The 21,293-nt window shown below is 56.2% G+C and carries 21 protein-coding genes; 5 read left to right on the plus strand and 16 right to left on the minus strand.

What is annotated here, in order from left to right; genetic code table 11:
* Positions 1–73 precede the first annotated feature (73 nt).
* The 9 genes from AC3Y7R_RS15610 to chvE form a co-directional block, all read right to left on the minus strand.
* A complete protein-coding gene (locus AC3Y7R_RS15610) occupies positions 74–250 on the minus strand; it encodes a MipA/OmpV family protein (RefSeq protein WP_490042993.1) in 177 nt (58 codons plus the stop codon).
* A 48-nt stretch (positions 251–298) separates the two neighbouring features.
* Positions 299–943 carry a protein-methionine-sulfoxide reductase heme-binding subunit MsrQ gene (gene msrQ, locus AC3Y7R_RS15615; protein ID WP_490042994.1) on the minus strand — a complete coding sequence of 215 codons (645 nt, stop codon included), beginning with the start codon at positions 941–943 and terminating at the stop codon, positions 299–301.
* Positions 940–1,149, minus strand: coding sequence for a mercury resistance system transport protein MerF (gene merF, locus AC3Y7R_RS15620; RefSeq protein WP_490042995.1), 210 nt, complete (start codon positions 1,147–1,149; stop codon positions 940–942). The genes msrQ and merF overlap by 4 nt, the downstream gene beginning before the upstream one ends.
* A complete protein-coding gene (gene msrP / locus AC3Y7R_RS15625) occupies positions 1,149–2,060 on the minus strand; it encodes a protein-methionine-sulfoxide reductase catalytic subunit MsrP (protein WP_490042996.1) in 912 nt (303 codons plus the stop codon). Before msrP ends, merF begins: the two co-directional genes overlap by 1 nt.
* 280 nt (positions 2,061–2,340) lie before the next feature.
* Positions 2,341–3,276: a Gfo/Idh/MocA family protein gene (locus tag AC3Y7R_RS15630; protein WP_490042997.1), complete on the minus strand. Its 936-nt coding sequence runs from the start codon at positions 3,274–3,276 to the stop codon at positions 2,341–2,343.
* 82 nt (positions 3,277–3,358) lie between these two features.
* Complete coding sequence (locus AC3Y7R_RS15635; protein ID WP_490042998.1) at positions 3,359–4,069, minus strand: hypothetical protein; 711 nt, start codon at positions 4,067–4,069, stop codon at positions 3,359–3,361.
* Positions 4,070–4,073: 4 nt separating this feature from the next.
* Positions 4,074–5,276: a multiple monosaccharide ABC transporter permease gene (gene mmsB / locus AC3Y7R_RS15640; protein WP_490042999.1), complete on the minus strand. Its 1,203-nt coding sequence runs from the start codon at positions 5,274–5,276 to the stop codon at positions 4,074–4,076.
* Between the two features lie 11 nt (positions 5,277–5,287).
* Complete coding sequence (gene mmsA, locus AC3Y7R_RS15645) at positions 5,288–6,808, minus strand: multiple monosaccharide ABC transporter ATP-binding protein (protein WP_490043000.1); 1,521 nt, start codon at positions 6,806–6,808, stop codon at positions 5,288–5,290.
* 64 nt (positions 6,809–6,872) lie between these two features.
* Positions 6,873–7,928, minus strand: a complete 1,056-nt coding sequence (gene chvE, locus AC3Y7R_RS15650) for a multiple monosaccharide ABC transporter substrate-binding protein (RefSeq protein ID WP_490043001.1) — start codon at positions 7,926–7,928, stop codon at positions 6,873–6,875.
* A gap of 174 nt (positions 7,929–8,102) precedes the next feature.
* Here chvE and AC3Y7R_RS15655 point away from each other — a divergent pair, with 174 nt between their 5' ends.
* A complete protein-coding gene (locus tag AC3Y7R_RS15655; protein WP_490043002.1) occupies positions 8,103–9,080 on the plus strand; it encodes a LysR family transcriptional regulator in 978 nt (325 codons plus the stop codon).
* Positions 9,081–9,173: 93 nt separating this feature from the next.
* Here the strand turns inward: AC3Y7R_RS15655 and AC3Y7R_RS15660 are convergent, their stop codons facing one another.
* The gene (locus AC3Y7R_RS15660; RefSeq protein WP_490043003.1) at positions 9,174–9,938 is read right to left on the minus strand and encodes an ABC transporter permease; all 765 of its coding nucleotides are present in this window, start codon (positions 9,936–9,938) and stop codon (positions 9,174–9,176) included.
* 127 nt (positions 9,939–10,065) lie between these two features.
* Here AC3Y7R_RS15660 and AC3Y7R_RS15665 point away from each other — a divergent pair, with 127 nt between their 5' ends.
* A complete protein-coding gene (locus AC3Y7R_RS15665) occupies positions 10,066–12,162 on the plus strand; it encodes a 4Fe-4S binding protein (RefSeq protein WP_490043004.1) in 2,097 nt (698 codons plus the stop codon).
* Positions 12,159–13,034 carry an FAD:protein FMN transferase gene (locus AC3Y7R_RS15670; protein WP_490043005.1) on the plus strand — a complete coding sequence of 292 codons (876 nt, stop codon included), beginning with the start codon at positions 12,159–12,161 and terminating at the stop codon, positions 13,032–13,034. Before AC3Y7R_RS15665 ends, AC3Y7R_RS15670 begins: the two co-directional genes overlap by 4 nt.
* Before the next feature lie 63 nt (positions 13,035–13,097).
* On the opposite strand, the gene AC3Y7R_RS15675 is transcribed toward AC3Y7R_RS15670, so the two are convergent.
* The 6 genes from AC3Y7R_RS15675 to pedF all read right to left on the minus strand — a co-directional run bounded on the left by AC3Y7R_RS15675 (position 13,098) and on the right by pedF (position 19,012).
* Positions 13,098–13,880: an FAD binding domain-containing protein gene (locus tag AC3Y7R_RS15675; protein ID WP_490043006.1), complete on the minus strand. Its 783-nt coding sequence runs from the start codon at positions 13,878–13,880 to the stop codon at positions 13,098–13,100.
* Positions 13,881–13,893: 13 nt separating this feature from the next.
* Positions 13,894–16,263, minus strand: coding sequence for a xanthine dehydrogenase family protein molybdopterin-binding subunit (locus tag AC3Y7R_RS15680; RefSeq protein WP_490043007.1), 2,370 nt, complete (start codon positions 16,261–16,263; stop codon positions 13,894–13,896).
* Positions 16,264–16,284: 21 nt separating this feature from the next.
* Positions 16,285–16,770, minus strand: a complete 486-nt coding sequence (locus tag AC3Y7R_RS15685) for a (2Fe-2S)-binding protein (RefSeq protein ID WP_490043008.1) — start codon at positions 16,768–16,770, stop codon at positions 16,285–16,287.
* A gap of 40 nt (positions 16,771–16,810) precedes the next feature.
* Positions 16,811–17,326, minus strand: coding sequence for an SRPBCC family protein (locus AC3Y7R_RS15690; protein ID WP_490043009.1), 516 nt, complete (start codon positions 17,324–17,326; stop codon positions 16,811–16,813).
* 87 nt (positions 17,327–17,413) lie between these two features.
* On the minus strand, positions 17,414–18,283 hold the full coding sequence (locus AC3Y7R_RS15695) for a substrate-binding periplasmic protein (RefSeq protein WP_490043010.1): 870 nt from the start codon (positions 18,281–18,283) through the stop codon (positions 17,414–17,416).
* Positions 18,284–18,313: 30 nt separating this feature from the next.
* Positions 18,314–19,012 (minus strand): cytochrome c-550 PedF, encoded by a 699-nt coding sequence (gene pedF / locus AC3Y7R_RS15700; protein ID WP_490043011.1) that lies wholly within the window; start codon positions 19,010–19,012, stop codon positions 18,314–18,316.
* A gap of 146 nt (positions 19,013–19,158) precedes the next feature.
* On the opposite strand from pedF, the gene AC3Y7R_RS15705 reads away from it, so the two are divergent.
* Together AC3Y7R_RS15705 and AC3Y7R_RS15710 are read left to right on the plus strand one after the other, a co-directional pair.
* Entirely contained in the window at positions 19,159–20,322 is a 1,164-nt protein-coding gene (locus tag AC3Y7R_RS15705; protein WP_490043012.1) for an ABC transporter substrate-binding protein, read from the plus strand.
* Entirely contained in the window at positions 20,319–21,278 is a 960-nt protein-coding gene (locus AC3Y7R_RS15710; RefSeq protein ID WP_490043013.1) for a YVTN family beta-propeller repeat protein, read from the plus strand. The genes AC3Y7R_RS15705 and AC3Y7R_RS15710 overlap by 4 nt, the downstream gene beginning before the upstream one ends.
* Positions 21,279–21,293: the final 15 nt, after the last annotated feature.

The following is a 21,293-nucleotide window of genomic DNA, read 5'->3' on the forward strand; positions in this document are numbered from 1 at the left end:
AACACAAAAAAACCGCAGAGTCCTAAAACGCAAAACCAACGCCAAACCCTAGGGATGGAGTCACGCGGCTGCCTTAGGCTTTGATCAGCGGGCTATTTGCCATCTTGGATCCATAACGCTCAACACTCACCTCTAAGTACAAGGTGCTACGCTCAGTCATTGCATATGCCAGACCCAAATTGATCGTCGCGCCCTTATATCCGCCGGGGGTAGTATAGGCTGCCAGCACGGTCGCTCCCGACAGTCCCATTCCTTGAAGACCTGCTACTGCCAAGCGGCACCCCGTGACTTTACCTGCTTACCGCGGCAAAAGTCGTTTCCCGCGCAACATCAAAAGACCGCAAATTACGCCCAGATAGATTAAAGGCTCCGCTTCCCAGACCTTTTGGATCAAAACGTAATGCACCCCGCCCAGCAGGATCGCCGGATAGGCCAGCTTATGCAGCCGTTGCCACCTCAGCGGCCCAAGCCTGCGGATCATTGCGTTGTTTGAAGTGATTGCCAAAGGGATCAGTGCCAACAGCGCAACCATGCCGATGGTAATATAGGGGCGCTTAAGAATGTCCGACCAAATCTCACCCCAGCGGAATTGCAGGTCCAGCCCCAGCCAGACGCCCAGATGCAAGACAACATAGAAGAAGGTCAAAAGCCCCAACGGGCGGCGGAACTTGATCAACTTCAACCGAAACCAATCGCGCAGCACTGATATCGCCATGGTAGCAATGAAGAACTGCAACGCCAACTCGCCCAGCCAATGCTCGATGGTTTTGGCCGGATCAATGCCAAGGCTTTTACCAAACAAGTCATACGTGCCGCTTAACGCCAGTGCCAATCCCAACATGATATAAAGCCCCGGCAAGGCCCCCACTATATAGACCAGCCATATCGGGATTGGCCGCAGCACCGCGTTGATCCGCTCGGATAGGGTCAGCGCGTGGGTCATACCTTGGATTGTGCCTGCCGGATAATGGCCGCGACCAAGATGCCGACAAAAACCAGCAGCATCGGGAACAACACGGCGTCCACCCATACAACATAGGCACCAAGGCCGATGGCCCCCATTGCCAGCGCGGCAACCGGGGTGAAGCAGCAGATTGCTGCAAAGATCGAGCCTGCAAGCCCGATCCTGAACCATTTATCCGTGAACATTAGAAGTTTTCCGCAAGGTCCATGCCGTCATATAGCGACGCCACTTCGTCACCGTAGCCATTGAACTTCAACGTCTCCACCCGTTTGGCGAAAAGCCCGCCGCCCACTTGCCGTTCCGAAGCCTGCGACCAGCGCGGGTGATCCACCTCTGGGTTCACGTTACTATAGAAGCCGTATTCGCGCCCATTGATGGTGTTCCAGCTGGTTTCGGGCTGCGTATCGGTCAGGGTGATCCTGACAATGGATTTGATCGACTTGAAGCCGTATTTCCACGGCACGACTAATCGCATCGGCGCGCCGTTTTGATTCGGGAGCGGTTTGCCATAGATGCCCGTCGCCATAATGGTCAGCGGGTGCATGGCCTCGTCCAGCCGCAACCCTTCACGGTAAGGCCACGGCACGAAGTTGCGCTTCTGGCCCCACATCTCCTCGGGGCGCAGCAATGTCTCGAACGATACATACTTAGCGCCCGACTGGACGCCCGCCATGTTCAACAGGTCCGCCAACTCAAAGCCGTTCCACGGGATAACCATCGACCACGCCTCGACACAACGGAAACGGTAGATGCGCTCCTCGATAGTCATCGCTGCCATGATGTCCTTAAATGAATACGCGCCGGGCTTGTCCACCAAGCCGTCGATCTGCACTTCCCACGGGTCGGTGGTCAAAGCGCTGGCATATTCAGCCGGATCGGTCTTGGCTGTCCCGAACTCGTAGAAGTTGTTGTACTGAGTAATCTCGTCCCACTCGTTAGGCGTTTCCTCAGTAGAGTACTGTGACGCCAGCGCAGGCCCCGCGATGCCGGTCATGGCCAAGGCCGACGCGCCAGCCATAAAGGCCCGGCGGTTCACAAATACGCTCTCAGGCGTGGCATCGCCCCATGTCAGATCAGATTTGTACCGATTGGCCATAGTATAAATATCCTCACTTTTGCTGACCCACGTATGACCTAGCCTCACGGCCTCGCAAAACTAAATAAGGTCTACTCACGAAACTGTGGGGTAGATGTTACCACATTCTAAAGCTCTCGCAGCATGCTCCTCAGGTCCGCAAAATGCATAACTGCAAATACCCTCTCTGCTCGTCACCTTTCACCAAGCAAAATCCATATCACAATCAAACAAATCAAACCGACACGCATATACATCCTGACCCAAGCGCCCGGTGGCACTAACATAGGTCAGAGCAAGGTCAGTCTAGAAACGGCTCAACCATGTGGCGGTTACCAAGGGTGAATGCATCAAGAACCAGTGTCATCGGCCTCAAATCAATGTCCGAGCCCCCGCACGTCACCAGCTCCGACATGCGCGCATAAAGACGCTGGTACTCCCCGCCTAGCGGGGCGGATTCATTGGCCAAATGACGCGTCCCTTCAATTTCCAACGTCGCGCCACCATCCGATAACTTCAAGCCGCCCTTGTCAGTCTCCACGTCTATCTCCCAAATCTGATCCCCCTCTTCGCGCCAGTCGAATACCGCAGAAATATCGGCTCCTTTCGGGTGAATGAACGACAGAGATGCTGCAATCGGGGTCGCTTTATTTAGCGGAAATAGCAACTCCGCCGCCCCAAGGTGGATCGGCTGATGCAGAATTTCAGTCAAAATGGACAGCGCATTAATGCCTGGATCAAAAACGCCCAACCCGCCAGCCTGCCATATCCATTCCTGTCCGGGATGCCAGCGCCGCACATCTTCCTTCCAAGTAATCGTGACGCGCTTTAGGTCTTTGTCAGCAAGCCAGTCCTTCGCCGCTGATACTTTTTCCGCCTCACGGGAGTGCCAAGTCGTGAACATGCTAACCCCCGCATCACGGGCAAGGTCTCGTAAAATATGGACCTCTGATAATGTAGCACCGGGGGGTTTTTCCAACATTAGATGCCGCCCAGCCGCGATGACGTCCTTTGCGTACTCGAACCGAGGCACTGGCGGAATGCACAGTGATACAACCGAAATGTCGGGCCGATTACGCAGCATTTGGTTTAGGTCCGTGTAGTTCTCCACCCCGTCAACAGATGCGTTACGAGAAACAGTCGCCGCGAGGTCCCATTCTGCGGACGCATTAATCGACGGGATGTGCTGATCAATCGCAATTTTTCCAATGCCAACGATGGCGATTTTAGTAGTCATCTGTGTCAATCCTTATCAGCCGCAGGGCCACGGCATCCTGTGAGAAAATCAAAGCAACTTTTCTGGGGAACCTGTCATGCCCCTACAAAACCGGAACTTGTTTGGCTTTGTTTTGTGCGGGAACTTCGTGCAATATGTTGCGTAAAGGCAGTCCAAAAATCGGGGACTGAACTTCGATCACATCACCAGGTTGGAGCATAGCGTCGTCAGAGGCAGGCATCGCTGCGCCTCCAAACAGATGCACATGCACATCACCGGGCTGGCAGGAATCTCTGCGCTTAAAGTGGTGATCCTCCAAGCTCGTTAAAGTGTGGGACATGCCCGTCTTGCCCGTGGCAAAGGGCTTCTCGCAAAAGACCTTACCTTCACGCAATATTCGCGAGGTCCCCCGTATATCAACAGGCAATTCCCCCACCAAAATCTCAGGGCCAAACATACCGGGTAGCTTGTTTCCCAGTGCGAATCCGACCCGAAACGGGGTGCCATCCTTTGAGATCACATAAACACCAGCAATTGCAGGGGGGGCCTGCGTTGCCCAAGTCAGATGCATATGGGCCGGATCAGGGTGGTGTATAGGCAAAAGAATGGTGCCGTCATTATACTCCTGAGGCAGATCAACAGGGGCACCAAATCCGTGTCGGACTAAACATGCAATGAGACTAATTCCACTCTCCATTGCTTCTTCAACCAAATCCAAAAGGCTGGCCGCGTCCTTCACAATATAGGCCTCTGGCCCATCTCGCGCTACGACTTCTATCGCCTCACCCCCACGGCTGATTTGAGAGACAAGCATCGCATTACCCCTGCTTGTTCTTGTTATAGACGTCAAAAATAACCGCCGCGAGCAAAACAAGACCCTTGATAACCTGCTGATAATCAATGCCAATCCCCATGATCGACATCCCGTTATTCATCACACCCATGATAAAGGCCCCGACAACGGCACCGATCACCTTGCCAACGCCGCCGGACATTGAGGCCCCGCCAATGAAGACCGCCGCGATCACATCTAACTCCACAGCGAAGCCCGCTTTAGGTGTGGCCGTGTTCAACCGAGCGGCGAAAATCAAGCCCGCCAAAGCTGCCAACATCCCCATATTCACGAAAGCAATAAACGTCAGGCGTTGGGTTTTAATGCCAGAAAGTTTGGCCGCTTTCTCGTTGCCGCCCACGGCATACATACGCCGCCCAATCGTGGTTTTTTCAGTCAGGAACGTGTACACGACCGTCAGTACAGCCATCGTAATCAGCACATTTGGCAGGCCGCGAAAGGCCGATAGTTTGTAGCAAACGAACAGCAACGCGCCGATCACCACAGCGTTGCGCCCAATGAAAAAAGCAAACGGCTCGCCTGAAATTCCATAACTCCGATCACGGGCACGGCCTTTCATACCCAGCCAAAAAATCACCGCAGACGCAATGATCCCCGTCGCCAATGCGCTGACATTGATCCTTCGCGCACCAAACATCTCGGCCAGTTTTTCACCAAGACCCGTGGGAAATAAGTCGGGTATAAAACCCGTGGATAGCGCTTGAAACTCTTTGGGAAACGGGCCAACCGATTGCCCTTCCAGCAGCCACAGCGACAGCCCCCGAAAGACCAGCATCCCGGCAAGGGTCACGATAAACGGCGGAATACTCCAATAGGCCACCCAATACCCCTGAGCCGCGCCAATCAGCGCGCCAGCAAGCAAACACAACGGAATCGCCTGCCATGTTGGCATGTCCCAGTTCACAATCATAACCGCCGCTAAGGCCCCGACAAACCCCATGACCGAACCAACAGACAGGTCAATATGCCCCGCTACAATGACCACCAACATACCCAGCGCCAAAACAATGATGTAACTGTTTTGCAAGAATAAATTGGTAATATTGACCGACTTCAGCAGCACGCCTCCGGTCATAATCTGAAAGAATGCCATGATGGCTAAAAGAGCCAGCAACAGCCCGTATTCGCGCATATGGCTTGCTAGATAGGCCCTGATTTCCTTGCTCATCCCACTCTCCTCTAATCGGTCACAATGAACGACATAATCCGTTCTTGGCTTGCATCTTGCGCGCTTAACTCGGCGACAATTTCACCCTCGTTCATCACGAAAATGCGGTCGCACATGCCCAACAGTTCCGGCATTTCTGACGAGATCATCAACACCCCGCGCCCTTGGGCAACAAGGTCGTTCATGATGCTGTAAATTTCAAATTTCGCACCGACGTCGATACCCCGTGTTGGCTCGTCCAAAATCAACACCTCGGGGTCTGCGAACAGCCATTTCGCCAGCACAACTTTCTGCTGGTTTCCCCCCGAAAGATTGACCACCTTTTGGAAAATACTAGGGGTCCGGATATTCATGGCTTCGCGGTATTTTTCCGCAACGGCTTGCTCTTCAACATCCGATATGATGCCATTCGTGGAAACCGCATCTAGGTTGGCCAACGTGGTATTTCGCGCAATTGTCTCGTCAAGAATAAGGCCCAGCTCCTTGCGGTCCTCGGTGCAATAGGCCAGCCCCGACGTGATCGCGCGGTCAACGGTACTTAGATCAAGAACCTCACCGCGCAGTCGCGCGTGGCCCGAAATATTGCGCCCGTAGCTTGCCCCAAACAGGCTCATAGCCAGCTCCGTGCGCCCCGACCCCATAAGGCCGGCAATCCCGACGATCTCCCCCTCGCGGATGTTGAAATTCGCGTTGCGGATCACCTGTCGGTCGCGATGCTCCGGATGCCAGACATTCCAGTCTGAAACCTCGAAAAGAGCGCCCCCGATATTGCGCTCCCGATCTGGATAGCGTTGTTCCATATCACGCCCAACCATGTCGCGAATGATGTCTTCTTCGCTGATCTCATCGGTACGGCAATCAAGGGTCGAAACGGAGGCGCCATCGCGGATAACAGTAATCCGGTCAGAAACCTGACGGACCTCATTCAACTTATGTGAAATCAAAATAGAGGTGATGCCCTCGCCCTGAAGTTCGGTAAGCAACGCCAACAGCTTTTGACTGTCGTTCTCCTGCAAGGCAGCGGTTGGCTCATCAAGGATCAAAAGCTTAACGTCTTTGGCAAGCGCCTTGGCGATCTCTACCAGTTGTTGCTTCCCCACCCCAAGCTTCCCGACAAGCGTGGAGGGGTCTTCCTCCAGCCCGACTTTGGCCAAAAGTTCCCCGGTTTTTTGGTACATCTCAGGCCAGTTTAAAACCCCGTTAGTCGCAACTTCATTCCCCAGAAACAAGTTCTCGGAAATGGAAAGTAACGGCACAAGCGCCAGCTCTTGATGAATAATAATGATCCCCAGATCTTCACTGTCAGAGATGCCTCCAAACTGGGTCACTTGATCTTCAACGACGATCTCACCGTCATAAGTACCCGCAGGGTAAACTCCGGAAAGCACCTTCATCAGCGTAGATTTGCCCGCGCCATTTTCGCCAACAAGCGCGTGCACTTCCCCTTTTTCGACACGCAGGCTTACGTTGTCTAGCGCCTTTACTCCGGGGAACGTCTTGGTAATCGCGCGCATTTCGAGAAGAGGTGTCATAAAGCAGCCTACAGCACAGAGCCCGCCCACGAACATGTGGGCGGGCTGGACACAATTGAGTTGGTTACTTGATTTGATCCATCGTGTAGTAACCCGATCCGATCAGCACATCTTCCCAGTTGGACACATCAACCGAAACCGGCTCCAACAGATACGATGGCACAACCTTGACGCCATTGTCATAGGTCGTCGTGTCGTTGATCTCCGGCTCGGTGCCGCCCAGCAAAGCTTTCACCATGCCAACAGTTACTCCGGCCAGCGTCCGCGTGTCTTTGAAGACGGTGGAATACTGCTCACCGGCAAGCATTGATTTAACCGATGGAACTTCCGCATCCTGACCCGAAACGATCGGCATCTTCACATCGCCAGACCCGTATCCAACACCCTTCAAGGAAGACAGGATACCAATGGACAAACCGTCATACGGGCTCAGAGCCGCATGCAGATCAACGTCGCCGTAATAGGCCGACAACAGGTTATCCATGCGAGACTGCGCAACCGCACCATCCCAACGAAGGGTCCCCACCTTGTCCATGCCAGTTTGCCCAGATTGGATAACAATAGTCCCGTCCGCAATCAGCGGATCAAGAACGGACATCGCCCCGTTGTAGAAGAAGAACGCATTATTATCGTCCGGTGAGCCGCCGAACAGCTCCACATTGTAAGGCCCGTCACCGAACCGCTCCTTAAGACCCGCAACCAGTGACGAGGCTTGCTGAACCCCCACTTTGAAGTTATCGAAAGTCGCATAGTAATTGACGTTGCCGCTTTCCCGGATCAGTCGATCATAGGCAATAACACTGATGCCAGCCGCAGCCGCATTTTCCAGCGCATTCGATAGGGTCGTCCCGTCAATCGCTGCAATCACCAAGACATCGACGCCTTTGGTGATCATGTTCTCGATCTGCGCTAACTGGTTCGGAATATCGTCCTCTGCATATTGCAGGTCCGTGTCAAACCCGGCCTCCTTAAACTGGGACACCATGGATTCGCCGTCCGATATCCAGCGTGCGGATGATTTTGTCGGCATCGCGATCCCAACGGTTTCAGCGGTCGCTTGACCTGCCAAAAATAGCGTCGCAGTCGCAAATACCGCGGCTGTCTTTTTCAATACGTTCATATTTCCCTCCCAGGAGTACCTTGTTTAGGCACGTTATGATCCATTTTTAAGCGGCAAAAAGATCCTCCGCAAAGTTTAAGATAGAAGGGGGGTCGCATTACCGTCAAATCATTATACAGTATGATACTATATCAATATTGGTATAGTAATGCTTTGTAAAACCGGCCATCCATCATGCACCCGCTAAAATCAGACAGCTTCCTCACCCGTGGCCTCAAACTAACGCACCTGCAATTGATCGTCGCTCTCGACGCCACCGGCGGGGTGCAATCCGCCGCGAACCAACTCGGAATATCACAACCTGCCGCGTCTCGACTGGCCGCTGAAATAGAGCGCATTGTCGGTCAGAAAATTCATCAGCGCGCCGGAAAAGGCGTAGTACTCACTCCGATAGGTCATGCTTTAGCAAAGCGCGCCACCCGTGCATTGCGCGAAATTGAAGACGCGCAAAGCGATATATCCCAGATCGCTAAAGGTCTGGTTGGCAATGTGCGCATCGGCTCGGTTACCGGTCCCGCCATCGAATATATTTTGCCACTTTTGCAAAAAGCGCGACTGGCGATGCCCAATGTGTCAATCTCGGTCGAAGTCTCAACAAGCGATGTGCTGGGCGGCCATTTGGCTCGTGGTGAGCTTGATTTTGTCTTGGGTCGATTGCCCGTGGGCTACCCACCCAGCTTATTTGAAGAACTCCCCATCGACATAGAGCCGCTAAGCTTTATCGCACGCACCGATCACGCCCTGCTGCGACGTGACTTCGTAGCCGCCGAGCAGTTGCTGGAATTCGACTGGGTGATGCCGTTCAAAGGCACCATTTTGCACCGCGCCGTTGAGGCCGCATTGCGCCAGCACAAATTGCCGACACCAACACGGACATATAACACCTCATCATTCTTGCTCACCCTTGCCTTGGTGCGGCAATCAAATGCGATTGCCCCGATTGCAACCTCGGTAATGAATGTTTTCGCTCCAGATAAAAACAGCAGCCCCCTGAAAGAAATCAACACCGACTTAAAGATTAATGTTGAAAAGTTCTCATTCCTGAAGCTGGCTGACAGCGTTTTCACCCCGGCAACCCAAACTGTTTTTGAGATGGCGCAGGAAATCGCAAAACGCTCTGCATCTGGTAAAAATTCTGCTTCAACAGCTTAGGCGGCAGCTTATTGCCCTTGCATTTAATGTTGCGGTTACGCGTCACCCCAAAGGGGCGCCCAAGCCGACCTTTAGGGTGCTCTCACGACAAACTTAACGCGCCGCCCCAAGGCGTCGCCACCGTGTTGCGCGTTGCTCGATCACACCGATAACGCCATATTCCAAGACCAACATCAGCGCGACAAAACTTAGCGCATAGGCCAGCACATATCCGGTCTCGAACAGCTGAAAATACAGATGTATTTGAAACCCGACACCGTCGCTACGCCCCAAAAACTCCACCACCAGAACAATCTTCCAGATAATCGCTAGCCCATTGCGCGTACTCGAAACCAAGTAAGGCCAGAGCTGCGGCAAAACCACATGGCGCAGACGGCTGGTAGCATTCATCCGGTAAGACTGCGCCATCTCCGCCAGTTTTGGGTCCAACGCATGCACCCCCTCGCGCACGGTCACGGCAACCATGGCCGTCTTGTTCAATGCAACGGCCGTAATCGCCGCCACCTCGTTCAACCCGATCCACAGATAGCACAGCACAATCACCACCAAGGCGGGCACATTCAACAGCACCACCAGCCACGCGCCAAACCAGCGGTTCAGGCCGGGCCACGATCCCAACGCTATCCCGATCACCACGCCCATGCTCAACGCCAAAGCAAACGCCAGGATCACTCGCCGCAAGGTCGCCAACATGTGGCGCGCCAACTCGCCCGACGCAGCCTCGCCCAATACAATTCCCCAAACGTCACGTGGGCTGGGCAGCACCGTCGGGTCCGCCCCCCACCACGCCACAACGGCCCATAGCGCGACCAATCCCATAAGAGAAATGACCACAATCGGGGCCTGTGTTTGGGGCAATGTCTGTCTCGAGGTTCGGGCCATGGTAGCAGACTGTCACGATAAACCCGCCGCACCCAAGCCAAATCCACCCGCTTGATACCTAAGTCGAATAGGGCCAATCTTTATGCGGGCCTAACCTGCCCCAATGTTGGGAGGCAAATCAGTCACCGCGCTTATCTGGGGTGCGATCCTTTGGGTCGCCTTAGCCCTGCCCAGCCTTGCGCAAACCTTGCCCCGAGACACCATCGCGCCCTATATCGTCGCCCCCATGGCCTTGGGCGAGCAAATCAACGATCAAGGCGTCTGGCAGTTGCTCAATTCCGGCGGGGCCGAGGCAGGTTACGTCTTCGAGACCACCCCGATGGCCCCCCTCCCCGGCTTTTCTGGCGCCCCTATCAACATGCTTGTCATCCTTGACCTTGAGGGGCGCTTTATCGACGTCAAACTGATCTCCCATAACGAACCGATTTTTGTCTCTGGCTTGGGCGAGGCCCCGTTTCACAAGTTTTTCGAGCAATATCGCGGGCATTCCATCGCCGACAGCCTTGTTGTCGGAACGCCCTATGGTGGCAGTAACGGAGGCTCCGCACTGGTCTATTTGGACGGTGTCACCAAGGCCACTGCCTCAGTGCGCATTGCCCATGAAAGCCTGCTTGCTGCGGCTCTTAAGGTGGCTCGTGAGAAAATGAGCGGCATATCAACCGGGCCACCCGCGTCCCCCATTCTCGACTATAAAGAAGCCCTCGACTGGGACACCCTCGTGGCCCAAGGCATCGCCAAACACAAACGTGTCACCAACGCTCAGGTTGATGCCGCCTTCGATGGCACCCTTTGGGAAGACGACGACCCAGAGGCCCAGAACAACCCCGACGCCCCCTATCTGGATTTGTGGGTGATTGACCTCGGGCCACCCTCGATCGCACAGGCGGTGTTGTCCAAAGACAGCCTCAACGAGTTGCGCGCTTTCATGGCGATCTCCACCACCGACGAGCCGATCTTGCTGATTGAAACCGCCCGCCACGGGCTGGTCACTGACGACTTCGTACGCAACACCTCTCCCGATTTAATCAGTGCCGCGCAGGGCGGCTTCCCCGTCGCCTTCCGCGACGCCGACATCTACGTCGAAGTAAACAGCAACCTGCCAGGCGCCCTCCAAAACGGTGCGGCTCTGATCTTGCGAACGGACCGCCGCCTTGGGTTTGATCCGAGCGCCGACTGGACCCTGCACCTCAAAGCCCTGCGCGCGCATGGGGTTTTTCAGCCACAAATTGGTGCCACCACACTAGAGGTCACACTGGCCACACCCGCCCGATTTTTCACGCACCCAGAGGCCATCAAACCCACGCCCCCATGGGTCGACGCCCTGCGCAATCGCGCATCCGATCTGATCGTGCTGGCGATCTTCCTCATCGGCCTCATCGCGCTGCTGGGCTTGCGTCTGAACCGTCTCGCCGCGCACCGCCACTTCACCCCGATCCGCCTCGCCATTTTGACCTTTGTCATTGGCTTTATAGGCTGGTGGGGCCAAGGTCAGCTATCCATCGCAACCCCGCTGGCAATCATTCGTACGCTCAAGGACGGCGGCACTTTTTCCTTCCTCCTCTACGACCCATTCTCCCTTGCCATCTGGGCCGCAAGCCTCATTGGCTTCCTTGCATGGGGCCGCGGCCTGTTTTGCGGCTGGCTCTGTCCATTCGGCGCAATGCAGGAACTTTTCCACCACGTAGGCCGCCTGCTACACCTCCCACAAATAGACCCTAATCCAGCGTGGGACCATAGATTGAAGTGGCTAAAATACCTTGTCCTTGCGGGCCTTGTCGCCATCATATTCACCGCCCCCGTCCGCCTAGACAAAGCCATCGAGGTGGAGCCCTTCAAGACTGCCATCACCACCTTTTTCCTGCGCGAATGGTATTACATCGCCTATGCAGTGGGTCTTTTGCTCACCTCCACGGTGCTGTTCAAAGGCTTCTGCCGCTACCTTTGCCCCCTAGGGGCCGTCATGGCAATTGGCGGGTTACTCCGAGGACGCGACTGGGTTGCGCGACGTGCAGAATGCGGCTCCCCATGCCAGCTTTGCCGCGTTAAATGCAGCTATGGTGCGATCAAGAAAACCGGCGAAATCGAATATTCCGAGTGCTTCCAATGCCTCGACTGCGTAACAATCCACGACGATGCAACCCAATGCGTCCCCCTGATCCTCGCCACAAAAGGGCGTAGAAATGAGCAGGCCCCACAATGATGCTAAACCGTCGCCGATTCCTCACCATTTGCGCAAGTCTCGCGGCTTTTCCGGCCCACTCGGGCACCCATAGTTGGCACGGTCGCGCGCTCGGGGCGCAGGTCAGCCTCACCATCCATGGCCCCCGCACCTTGGCCAGTGCTGCCTTGTCTGAAGCTCGTAAAACCATCCGCGAGATCGAGCAACTGTTCAGCCTTTACGACCCTAACTCTGCCCTATCGCGCCTTAATGCCACGGGTCAGCTCTCCCATCCAGATCCGCGCTTTTATGCACTGATGCAATCGGCAGACCACGCCTATAACTTGACCCACGGCCTGTTTGATCCAACCGTCCAGCCCCTCTGGCACGCCTTGGCAAACAACACGGATACGACACTCGCAAAAGCCGCCATCGGCTGGGACCGCGTTCAGTTTACCCCCGCAAAAATCACCCTCGACACAGGCCAATCCCTGACCTTCAACGGCATCGCTCAGGGTTTTGCAACTGACCTGATAATGAGCGCCCTTAGCACACGTGGCTTCACGGATATGCTGGTCAACATAGGTGAATACCGCGCCACTGGCGGCCCTTGGGTTTTAGGAATTTCAGACCCTAAATATGGCCATATGGGTACTCGAACCCTGACCAGCGGGGCCATTGCGACCTCCAGCCCTTCCGCATTAAGCTTGGGTGATCACACCCATATTCTACACCCCACGGCACGGCCAAAATGGTCAACCGTTTCGGTCGAGGCCCAAACTGCGACGCTGGCTGATAGCCTTTCCACCGCCCTGACACTGGCGGATCGCAGCATGGTGCGCACCATCGCCCGGCGCGCAAACCTGCGTAAAGTCACGCTGGTGGATATGGCGGGCGACCTTACCAGTCTCTAAATTGCACGCTCAACGAAAAAGGCCCCGCCAATGGCAGGGCCTCTTCCAGAATCTTAAGTCAATCTAAGCCGCAGCAGTTACCGCGCGACCTGTCATCACCCCGATGAGATGCGCACGGTACTCGGCAGAGCCGTGCAAATCCGAGATCAGATCATCCGCGCTTGCGCTCAACCCGTCCAGCGCACTGGCCGAGAAATTGTCAGCCAGTGCGGCTTCTGCCTCGCTCCAGCGGAACACGCCCTCGTTCGATGCACCGGTGACTGCGACGCGCACGCCGCTTGCCGATTTGGACACGAACACACCCACCAGCGAGAATCGCGATGCAGGCTGCACGAACTTCTGGTAGTTGGCCTTTTCCGGTACTGGGAACTTCACCGCAGTAACGATCTCGCCCTCTTCTAGGGCTGTTTCGAACATCCCCAAAAAGTAGTCATCCGCCGCTATTTCACGCGCGTTGGTCACGATCGTTGCCCCGGACCCCAACGCCGCCGCTGGATAGCAAGCCGCCGGATCGTTGTTGGCGATGGATCCGCCAATTGTGCCACGGTTGCGCACCGCCGGATCACCAATTTGCCCCGCCAGTGCGGACAAAGCCGCATAGTTTCCGTCGGCTTCCACTTCCGCGTGGGTTGTGCCCCCGCCAATGGTCAGCACACCGCCTGCCGATGAAATCCCTTTCATCTCGGCAATGCCACTTAGCGAGATCAGCTTTTCAGGGCTGGCGAGGCGTTGCTTTAGCGTTGGGATCAGGGTTTGCCCGCCCCCTAGCGCCTGCGCGTCCTCGTTGGTTAATGCCGCTACTGCCTCGGCCACGGTTGTCGGACGCTCTATGTCAAATGCATACATGTGCTCTCTCCTCTCAAGCGTTCTGCATGGCCGACCACACACGATGTGGGGTCACGGGCATGTCGATATGGGTGACATTCTTGCCCCCCGATTGCAGCGCGTCAATCACCGCGTTCACCACTGTCGGCGGCGATCCAATCGCCCCCGCCTCGCCGCACCCTTTCACACCCAACGGGTTGTGTGTGCACGGTGTGCCTTGACTGTGGTCGACCGTGTAGAACGGCAGATCGTCAGCGCGCGGCATGGTGTAGTCCATGTAGGACGCGCTTAGAAGTTGGCCGTCCTCATCATAGGTGGTGTTTTCCAACAGCGCCTGACCAATGCCCTGACCCAAACCGCCATGCACCTGACCAGTGACGATCATCGGATTGATAATGTTTCCGAAATCATCCACGGCAGTGAAGCGATCTACCCGTACTTTGCCTGTATCAGGGTCTACTTCGACCTCGCAACAGTAGGCACCAGACGGATAGGTAAAGTTGGCTGGGTCGTAAAACGCAGTCTCCTCCAGCCCCGGCTCGATGTCCTCAATCGGGAACTCATGCGGGATGTAGGCTTTCAGCGCGACATCACCGAAGGTCACGGATTTATCCGTCCCCGCAACCGAGAACACGCCATCCGTCAGCTCGATATCCGTGTCCGAGGCCTCCAACATATGGGCCGCGATCTTCTTGGCCTTGTTGATGATCTTCTCAGTGGCCCGCACCACGGCAGAGCCGCAAACCGCCAATGACCGAGACCCGTAAGTCCCCATCCCGAACGGAATTTTAGAGGTGTCACCATGCACGATGTCAATGGATTCAGGATCAATGCCCAGCATCTCCGCCACCACTTGCGGGAAAGCCGTCTCGTGGCCTTGCCCGTGACTGTGCGCCCCCACCATAACCGATAAATTGCCAGTGGCATTTACCCGAACAGTGGCCGCATCATACAGGCCGACACGAGAGCCTAAAACACCCACAAGGTTAGACGGTGCAATGCCGCAAGCCTCGATATAGGCATTCACGCCAAAGCCGCGCAGCAGGCCTTTGGCCTCGCTGTCTTTGCGACGTGCTTCAAAGCCCGCGATGTCCGCGACATCTTCCATTTTATCCATCAACGCATCGTAATTGCCTGAATCGTATTCCAACCCTGCCGCCGTGGCATAGGGGTACTGATCCGGCTTAATGAAGTTTTGGCGACGCAACTCAATCGGGTCACGGCCCAGCTCACGCGCGGCCATATCGATAACCCGCTCAATGGAATACGACGCCTCGGGGCGACCTGCCCCACGGTAGGCGTCAACTGGCGCGGTGTTGGTGAAGACCGCCTTCACGTTCACATAAATCAGCGGAACCGCATAGTTGCCGCCCATCAATGTGCCATGCAGGAAAGTCGGCGTCGCGGTCGAAAAGTTCGACAGATATGCGCCGACATTGGCCATGGTCTCAGTACGGAACGCTAAGAAATTCCCCGCCTCGTCCAGCGCCAATTCGATCTTAGTTACGTGATCGCGCCCATGAGCATCCGTCAAGAATGCCTCGGAGCGATCGGCAGTCCATTTCACCGGACGGCACAGCTTTTTAGCCGCCGCAAGCACCAAGGCTTCTTCGCCATAGTGATAGATTTTCGAGCCAAAGCCACCACCCACGTCGGGGGCAATCACCGTCAGTTTATTCTCTGGAATGCCCATCACAAATGCCGAGATCAGCAGCCGCGACAAGTGCGGGTTCTGGCTGGTTGTGTGCAGCACATAGGAGTCATTGGCGCGGTTATATTCGGCCATGGAACACCGTGGCTCCATCGCGTTCGGCACCAAACGGTTGTTAACTAAATCCAACGTGGTGACGTGATGCGCGCCTTTGATGGCCGCATCCGTGGCAGCGCGATTGTCCTCGATCCAACCCCAGTCAAAGCACTGGTTGGTCTCGATCTCATCATGCACATAATTGGTGCCGGCCAATGCGTCAGCCATGTTCACCACGGCAGGCAACTCTTCAATGTCGGCCTCAATAGCCTCCACCGCGTCTTTGGCTTGCTCGACAGTCTCCGCAATTACGGCCGCATAGGCGTCGCCTACGTGGCGCACTTTCCCATGCGCCAAAACGGGGCGCTTCGGCTCTTTCATCGGCTCGCCATCGCGCGAGTTGATCAGCCAGCCTGCGGGGTTGCCGCCGACCTCCACGAAGTCCTCTCCGGTGAAAATCGCCAACACACCGGGCATGGCGGCGGCAGCCGTCGTGTCGATGCTTTTGATCACCCCGTTTGCCACGGTCGAGCGTGCAAACACTGCCGCTGCCTGACCGTATACAGTTATATCATCGCAATACTGACCGGTGCCGGTCAGGAAGCGAACGTCTTCGCGGCGTCTTGTCGACGCGCCAATTCCACCATCTTTAGGCATGAAATTTCCTCCCTAATTCTACTATTCTGCGGCGATGGCGCTGACGTCCTGCCCGGACGCGGCCAAAATCGACTTGACGATATTGTGGTAGCCCGTGCAGCGGCAAATATTGCCCTCCAAGTGCTCTCGAACTTCCGTTTCGCTTGGCTTGGGGTTGTCTTTCAACAGGGCCGCCGTGGTCATCACCATGCCGGGGGTGCAAAAGCCGCATTGCAGCCCGTGGTGTTCTTGGAACGCCGCCTGGATGGTGTTCAACGTGCCGTCTTCGCTGGCTTGCCCCTCAATCGTGCCCACTTCCGCGCCGTCGGCTTCTACCGCAAACATGGTGCATGATTTCACCGCGCGCCCGTCCACATGCACGACGCAAGCGCCGCATTGCGAGGTGTCGCAGCCGATATGAGTGCCGGTCAATCGCAGGTCTTCGCGCAAGAAGGTGGACAGCAACGTGCGCCCCTCTACCTCTCCCGAGACCGACTTCCCGTTGATGGTCATGTTTACTTTCGTCATTCTACCCTCCCTTGGATATTCTTGTGCAGGTCACGGTCCCTCAGCTTACCAGCCGCTTGAACCACCCTTTTTTCTTTGTCTCGCCTTCTCCATCATCCGCCTCGCCGCCCTCAACAGGTGCGCCAACGGCATCTTGGAAATTGGTGAAAAACTGATCCGCCATCTTTTTGGCAAAACCGTCAATAATGCGCGAGCCAAGCTGTGCCAGCTTACCGCCAACCTTGGCCTCGACTTCGTAGTGCAAAACGGTGATGACGCCCTGCGCCTCTAGCCGCACATTCGCGCCGCCCTTGGCAAAGCCCGCAGCACCACCCTTGCCTTCGCCGGAAATCACCATGCTTTCCGGCTCGACCATATCGCTCATCTGAACTGCGCCCTTAAAGGTCGCTTTCACTGGCCCAACCTTCTGCACCACAGTGGCCTCAAACCCCTCAGCGGCGGAGCCAGCCATTTCCTTACACCCCGGCACGCAGGCCATAAGGACTTCTGGGTCCAATAACGCAGCCCAAACAGTGGCCACGTCAGCATTGATCTCACGACTGTCACTCAAATTCATGGCAGATTCTCTTCCCTTGTATTGGCTAACCTACGATCCGGCATTCCCGTCGCCTATGCGACTAAGGGTGTAAATGCAGGTGCAGCATTAGCGTGTCGGCGGCTGAAAACTCAGCCCGTAATTTTCGTATATCTTGGCGATACGCCCGTCTTGCACAGCACCATTCACCGCGTCGTCCACGGCATAAGATAAGGGCCGGTAGCGAAAATTAACCGCAACCCCCAATGTCCATTTACTCACCGCAAACCCGGCCAATGGCGGCTGGTGCACCTCTAAGCCATCCGATAGCCCAAATTCCAACTGCCCCAGCGGGCCCATGGCCGCCTTCACATCCCCCGCCTCTAGCGCCTCCATCGCGGCGCCCATATCTGGATAGTGACGCACACCCGCTGCAAGTTGGCCACCCGCAAATGACGACAAGTAGAAATCCGCAATCGAATCCGTTTCCACCGCAACTGCATCAAACCTAAAATAGGCTGGCACAGGTTTGTCATCAGGATAGCTGGCCTTGTCATAAGCAATCGCAATCGCCTCAGAGGCATATTGCCCCGTGAACACAACCTGCTCCACCCGACATTTGAACGCGCTGTCATATGGCACACGCATCATCACATTGGACACTCGACCGCTGACAATCGGCCCCTTCCAGATGTTATTCAGCAGATCTGCCTCTAGGTTTTCGCCCGCTACGACAAGGTTAAACCGTGCCTCAACGCCCAAATCCTGCGCAATCAGACGCGCAATATCAATGTCCACACCACGCGGCTTGCCGCCCTCTTGCCAGCTATAAGGCGGGTAATTCTCGTAAACCGCGAACAGCATGTGCCCCTGCTCTTGCAGCGTATCCAGCTCTTGCCCGACAATGTTGCGCCCAGTATTTTGCGGCCTCTCTTGTGGGATGTAATCCGCGCAAGGATCGCCTGCAAAGGCTTGCCCCGCCCAAAGAAAGCCTAGCATTAACCCAAGGTATCCAGCGCGCATCTGCATTTAGTGGGCAGCAGACAGGCCGATGGTCAGGGTCTCTGCCGCCGTCTTATAGGCCGCGGGGGTTCCGTCGATCACCTTGGCTGCCCGGTACGCCACTGAATCCGCCACCGGTGCACCCGATAACGTCTCTATTCCACCTGCAATTGCATTTAACTTCACCTTCAGCGCCTGCGCATCCGCCCCGCTGGCATCTGTGGCGTAGCCTGCCAACTCGTCGCGCAGCGCCTTCAATTCATCCGAAACCGCGTCCATTGCGTCACTGTCTGGGCGGGTCTCAATATAGGTTCGGATCGCCCAAGCTGCATCTTGCCCAAGCAACTCGCCAAAGGCCGGCATCTTGGTGATACCGTTTTGAGTATAGCCCGTTTGGAACCGTTCCACGAACCACTCATCGCCGTATTCTTCAGCTTCCAGGAAGCGCAAATCGGGGGCCAATCCGCCCGACACAACCTGAAGCCCGTGACATCGCGCGCAGTTTTGGTTGTACCCAGACGAGCCGATCTCAATCGCTTTCTCCCAGACCTCTTCGCCCGCAGCCGCAGCGCGATACGGGTTCTCGGTCAACCACTCCTCGCCGTTTTCCGGCAAGCCTGCGGTATCCACTGGTTGCGGGTTCACATCTCCATGCGCGTGAACCAATGTGGTCGCCGCAAATACGGCCCCAGCCGCCATGATCCCTTTGAACGATATGTGGTACATGCTTGTTCTCCCCTGAGCGCAATTTCGTGACGCCCTTCTAAGGCAGGGCTACGCATTGGCGATATTGTACTTTGGTTGTGGTCCAGTCCACTTCGAGACCAAAGTCCTATTCAATCAGCCCCGACCCGCTTGCTAGCCTCCACCGCATGGCCAACAAATTCCTAACCCTGATAACTGCCGCCGCTATTGCGCAGATAGCTCACGCAGATGTGGCCCTCAATGTGGCCTACCTCAGCGTGCAAACGCCCCAGCCGCCAACCCTGTCCAATCTGGATAAAGCCCCCGACAATCTCGGGCTCGCCGGGGCACAAACTGGCCTGAAGGACAACCAAACCACGGGTAAGTTCCTCGGCCATAGCTATACTCTCACGCATGCCGTCGCCCCGCATGGCACGGACCCGCTCACCGCAGCGCGCACACTGCTGGCAGACACCAAATACCTGATCCTTGATGCCCCGCCAAAGACCCTCACCGCCATCGCTGACCTCCCCGAAGCACAAGGCGCAATCTTGTTCAATACCTCCTCCGGCGAGTTAACCTTGCGCGATACCGAATGCCGCGCCAACTTGCTGCACAGCCTGCCCTCGGATGCCATGCGCACCGACGCGCTGGCACAAACCTTCGTGCAAAAACGCTGGCGTGATCTGGTGATGATCTCTGGCGCTCACCCGCGCGATGGCGCCTACGCACGCGCCATGCGCCGCTCCCTCATCAAATTCGGCCTAAAGCTGTCGAGCGAAAAAACATGGGACTTCACCGCCGACTTACGCCGCTCCGCCTCGCAGGAAATCCCCCTGTTTACCCAAAGCTTTGGCGATTACGACGCCCTGATCCTTGCCGACGAGGTGCACGATTTTGGCCGCTACGTCCTCTATAACACATGGGCCGCGCGCCCTGTTGCTGGCTCCGAAGGGCTGTCCGCCGTCACTTGGTCCCCGGTGATCGAGCAATGGGGTGCCGCGCAATTGCAAAGCCGCTTCACCGACCAACACACCCGCGACATGGCCCCACAAGATTACGCCGCCTGGGCCGCAATCCGCACCTTGGGCGAGGCCGTCACGCGCACAGGGTCCAACGCCCCCACCACCCTGCGCGCCTATATCCTATCCGATGCGTTCGAGTTGGCAGGTTTCAAAGGCCGCCCCCTAACCTACCGCGCATGGAACGGCCAATTGCGCCAACCCATCGCCATAACTCATCCCCGCGCGCTGGTCGCCTCCGCCCCGATCGAGGGCTTCCTGCACCAAACCAACGAGTTGGACTCCCTCGGCCTAGATGCCCCCGAATCCCAATGTAAGGCTTTCCAATGATCCGCCCCCTTTTTGCACTTCTCTTACTCACCACCCCGCTCTGCGCAGGTGAAGTTTGGGTAACAAACGAAAAAGACGATACCGTCTCTGTTATCTCCGAAGATACGCTGGAGGTCATTCACACCTACCCCACCGGAGAGCGTCCGCGCGGTATCACCTTCTCCAAGGACTTTTCCCGCGTCTACATCTGCGCCTCTGATAGCGACGCGGTGCAGGTCATGGACCCTAACACCGGCGAAATCCTGCACGACCTTCCCTCTGGCGAAGATCCGGAACAATTCGTGCTGCACCCTGATGACCGCCACCTCTATATCGCCAATGAAGACGACGCGATCACCACCGTGGTTGATACCCAAACCCACCGGGTCGTCGCGCAAATTGACGTCGGCGTGGAGCCAGAAGGCATGGCCATCTCTCCCGACGGAAAAGTCGCAATCACCACCTCCGAGACCACCAATATGGCCCATTGGATCGACACCGAAACCCAGCAGCTTTTCGCCAACACGCTGGTCGATAGCCGTCCCCGCCATGCCGAGTTTGTGCATGACGGCATGCAAATGTGGGTCAGCTCGGAAATCGGCGGCACCATCACCGTATTCGAGACAGCAACCCAAACCGAGAAAGCTAAAATCACCTTTGAGGTTCAGGGCGTCCACCCCGATCGCGTGCAGCCTGTTGGCTTTGAGTTCACCCAAGACGGTGCCTACGCCTTTGTGGCGCTCGGGCCCTCCAACCACCTTGCCGTGGTTAACACCCAAACTTACGAGGTCGAAGATTACATCCTCGTTGGGCGCCGCGTTTGGCACATGGCCTTCAACGCCGACCGCTCGCGGCTGTTCACCACAAATGGCATCTCAGGTGATGTGAGCGTCGTTGATGTTGCCTCTCGCAAAGCGCTCAAATCCATTAAAGTCGGGCGCTTCCCATGGGGTGCCGCCTACCGCCCGTCCCCCTAAAGGTACAAATCCATC

Source organism: Litoreibacter sp., from assembly GCF_058136045.1.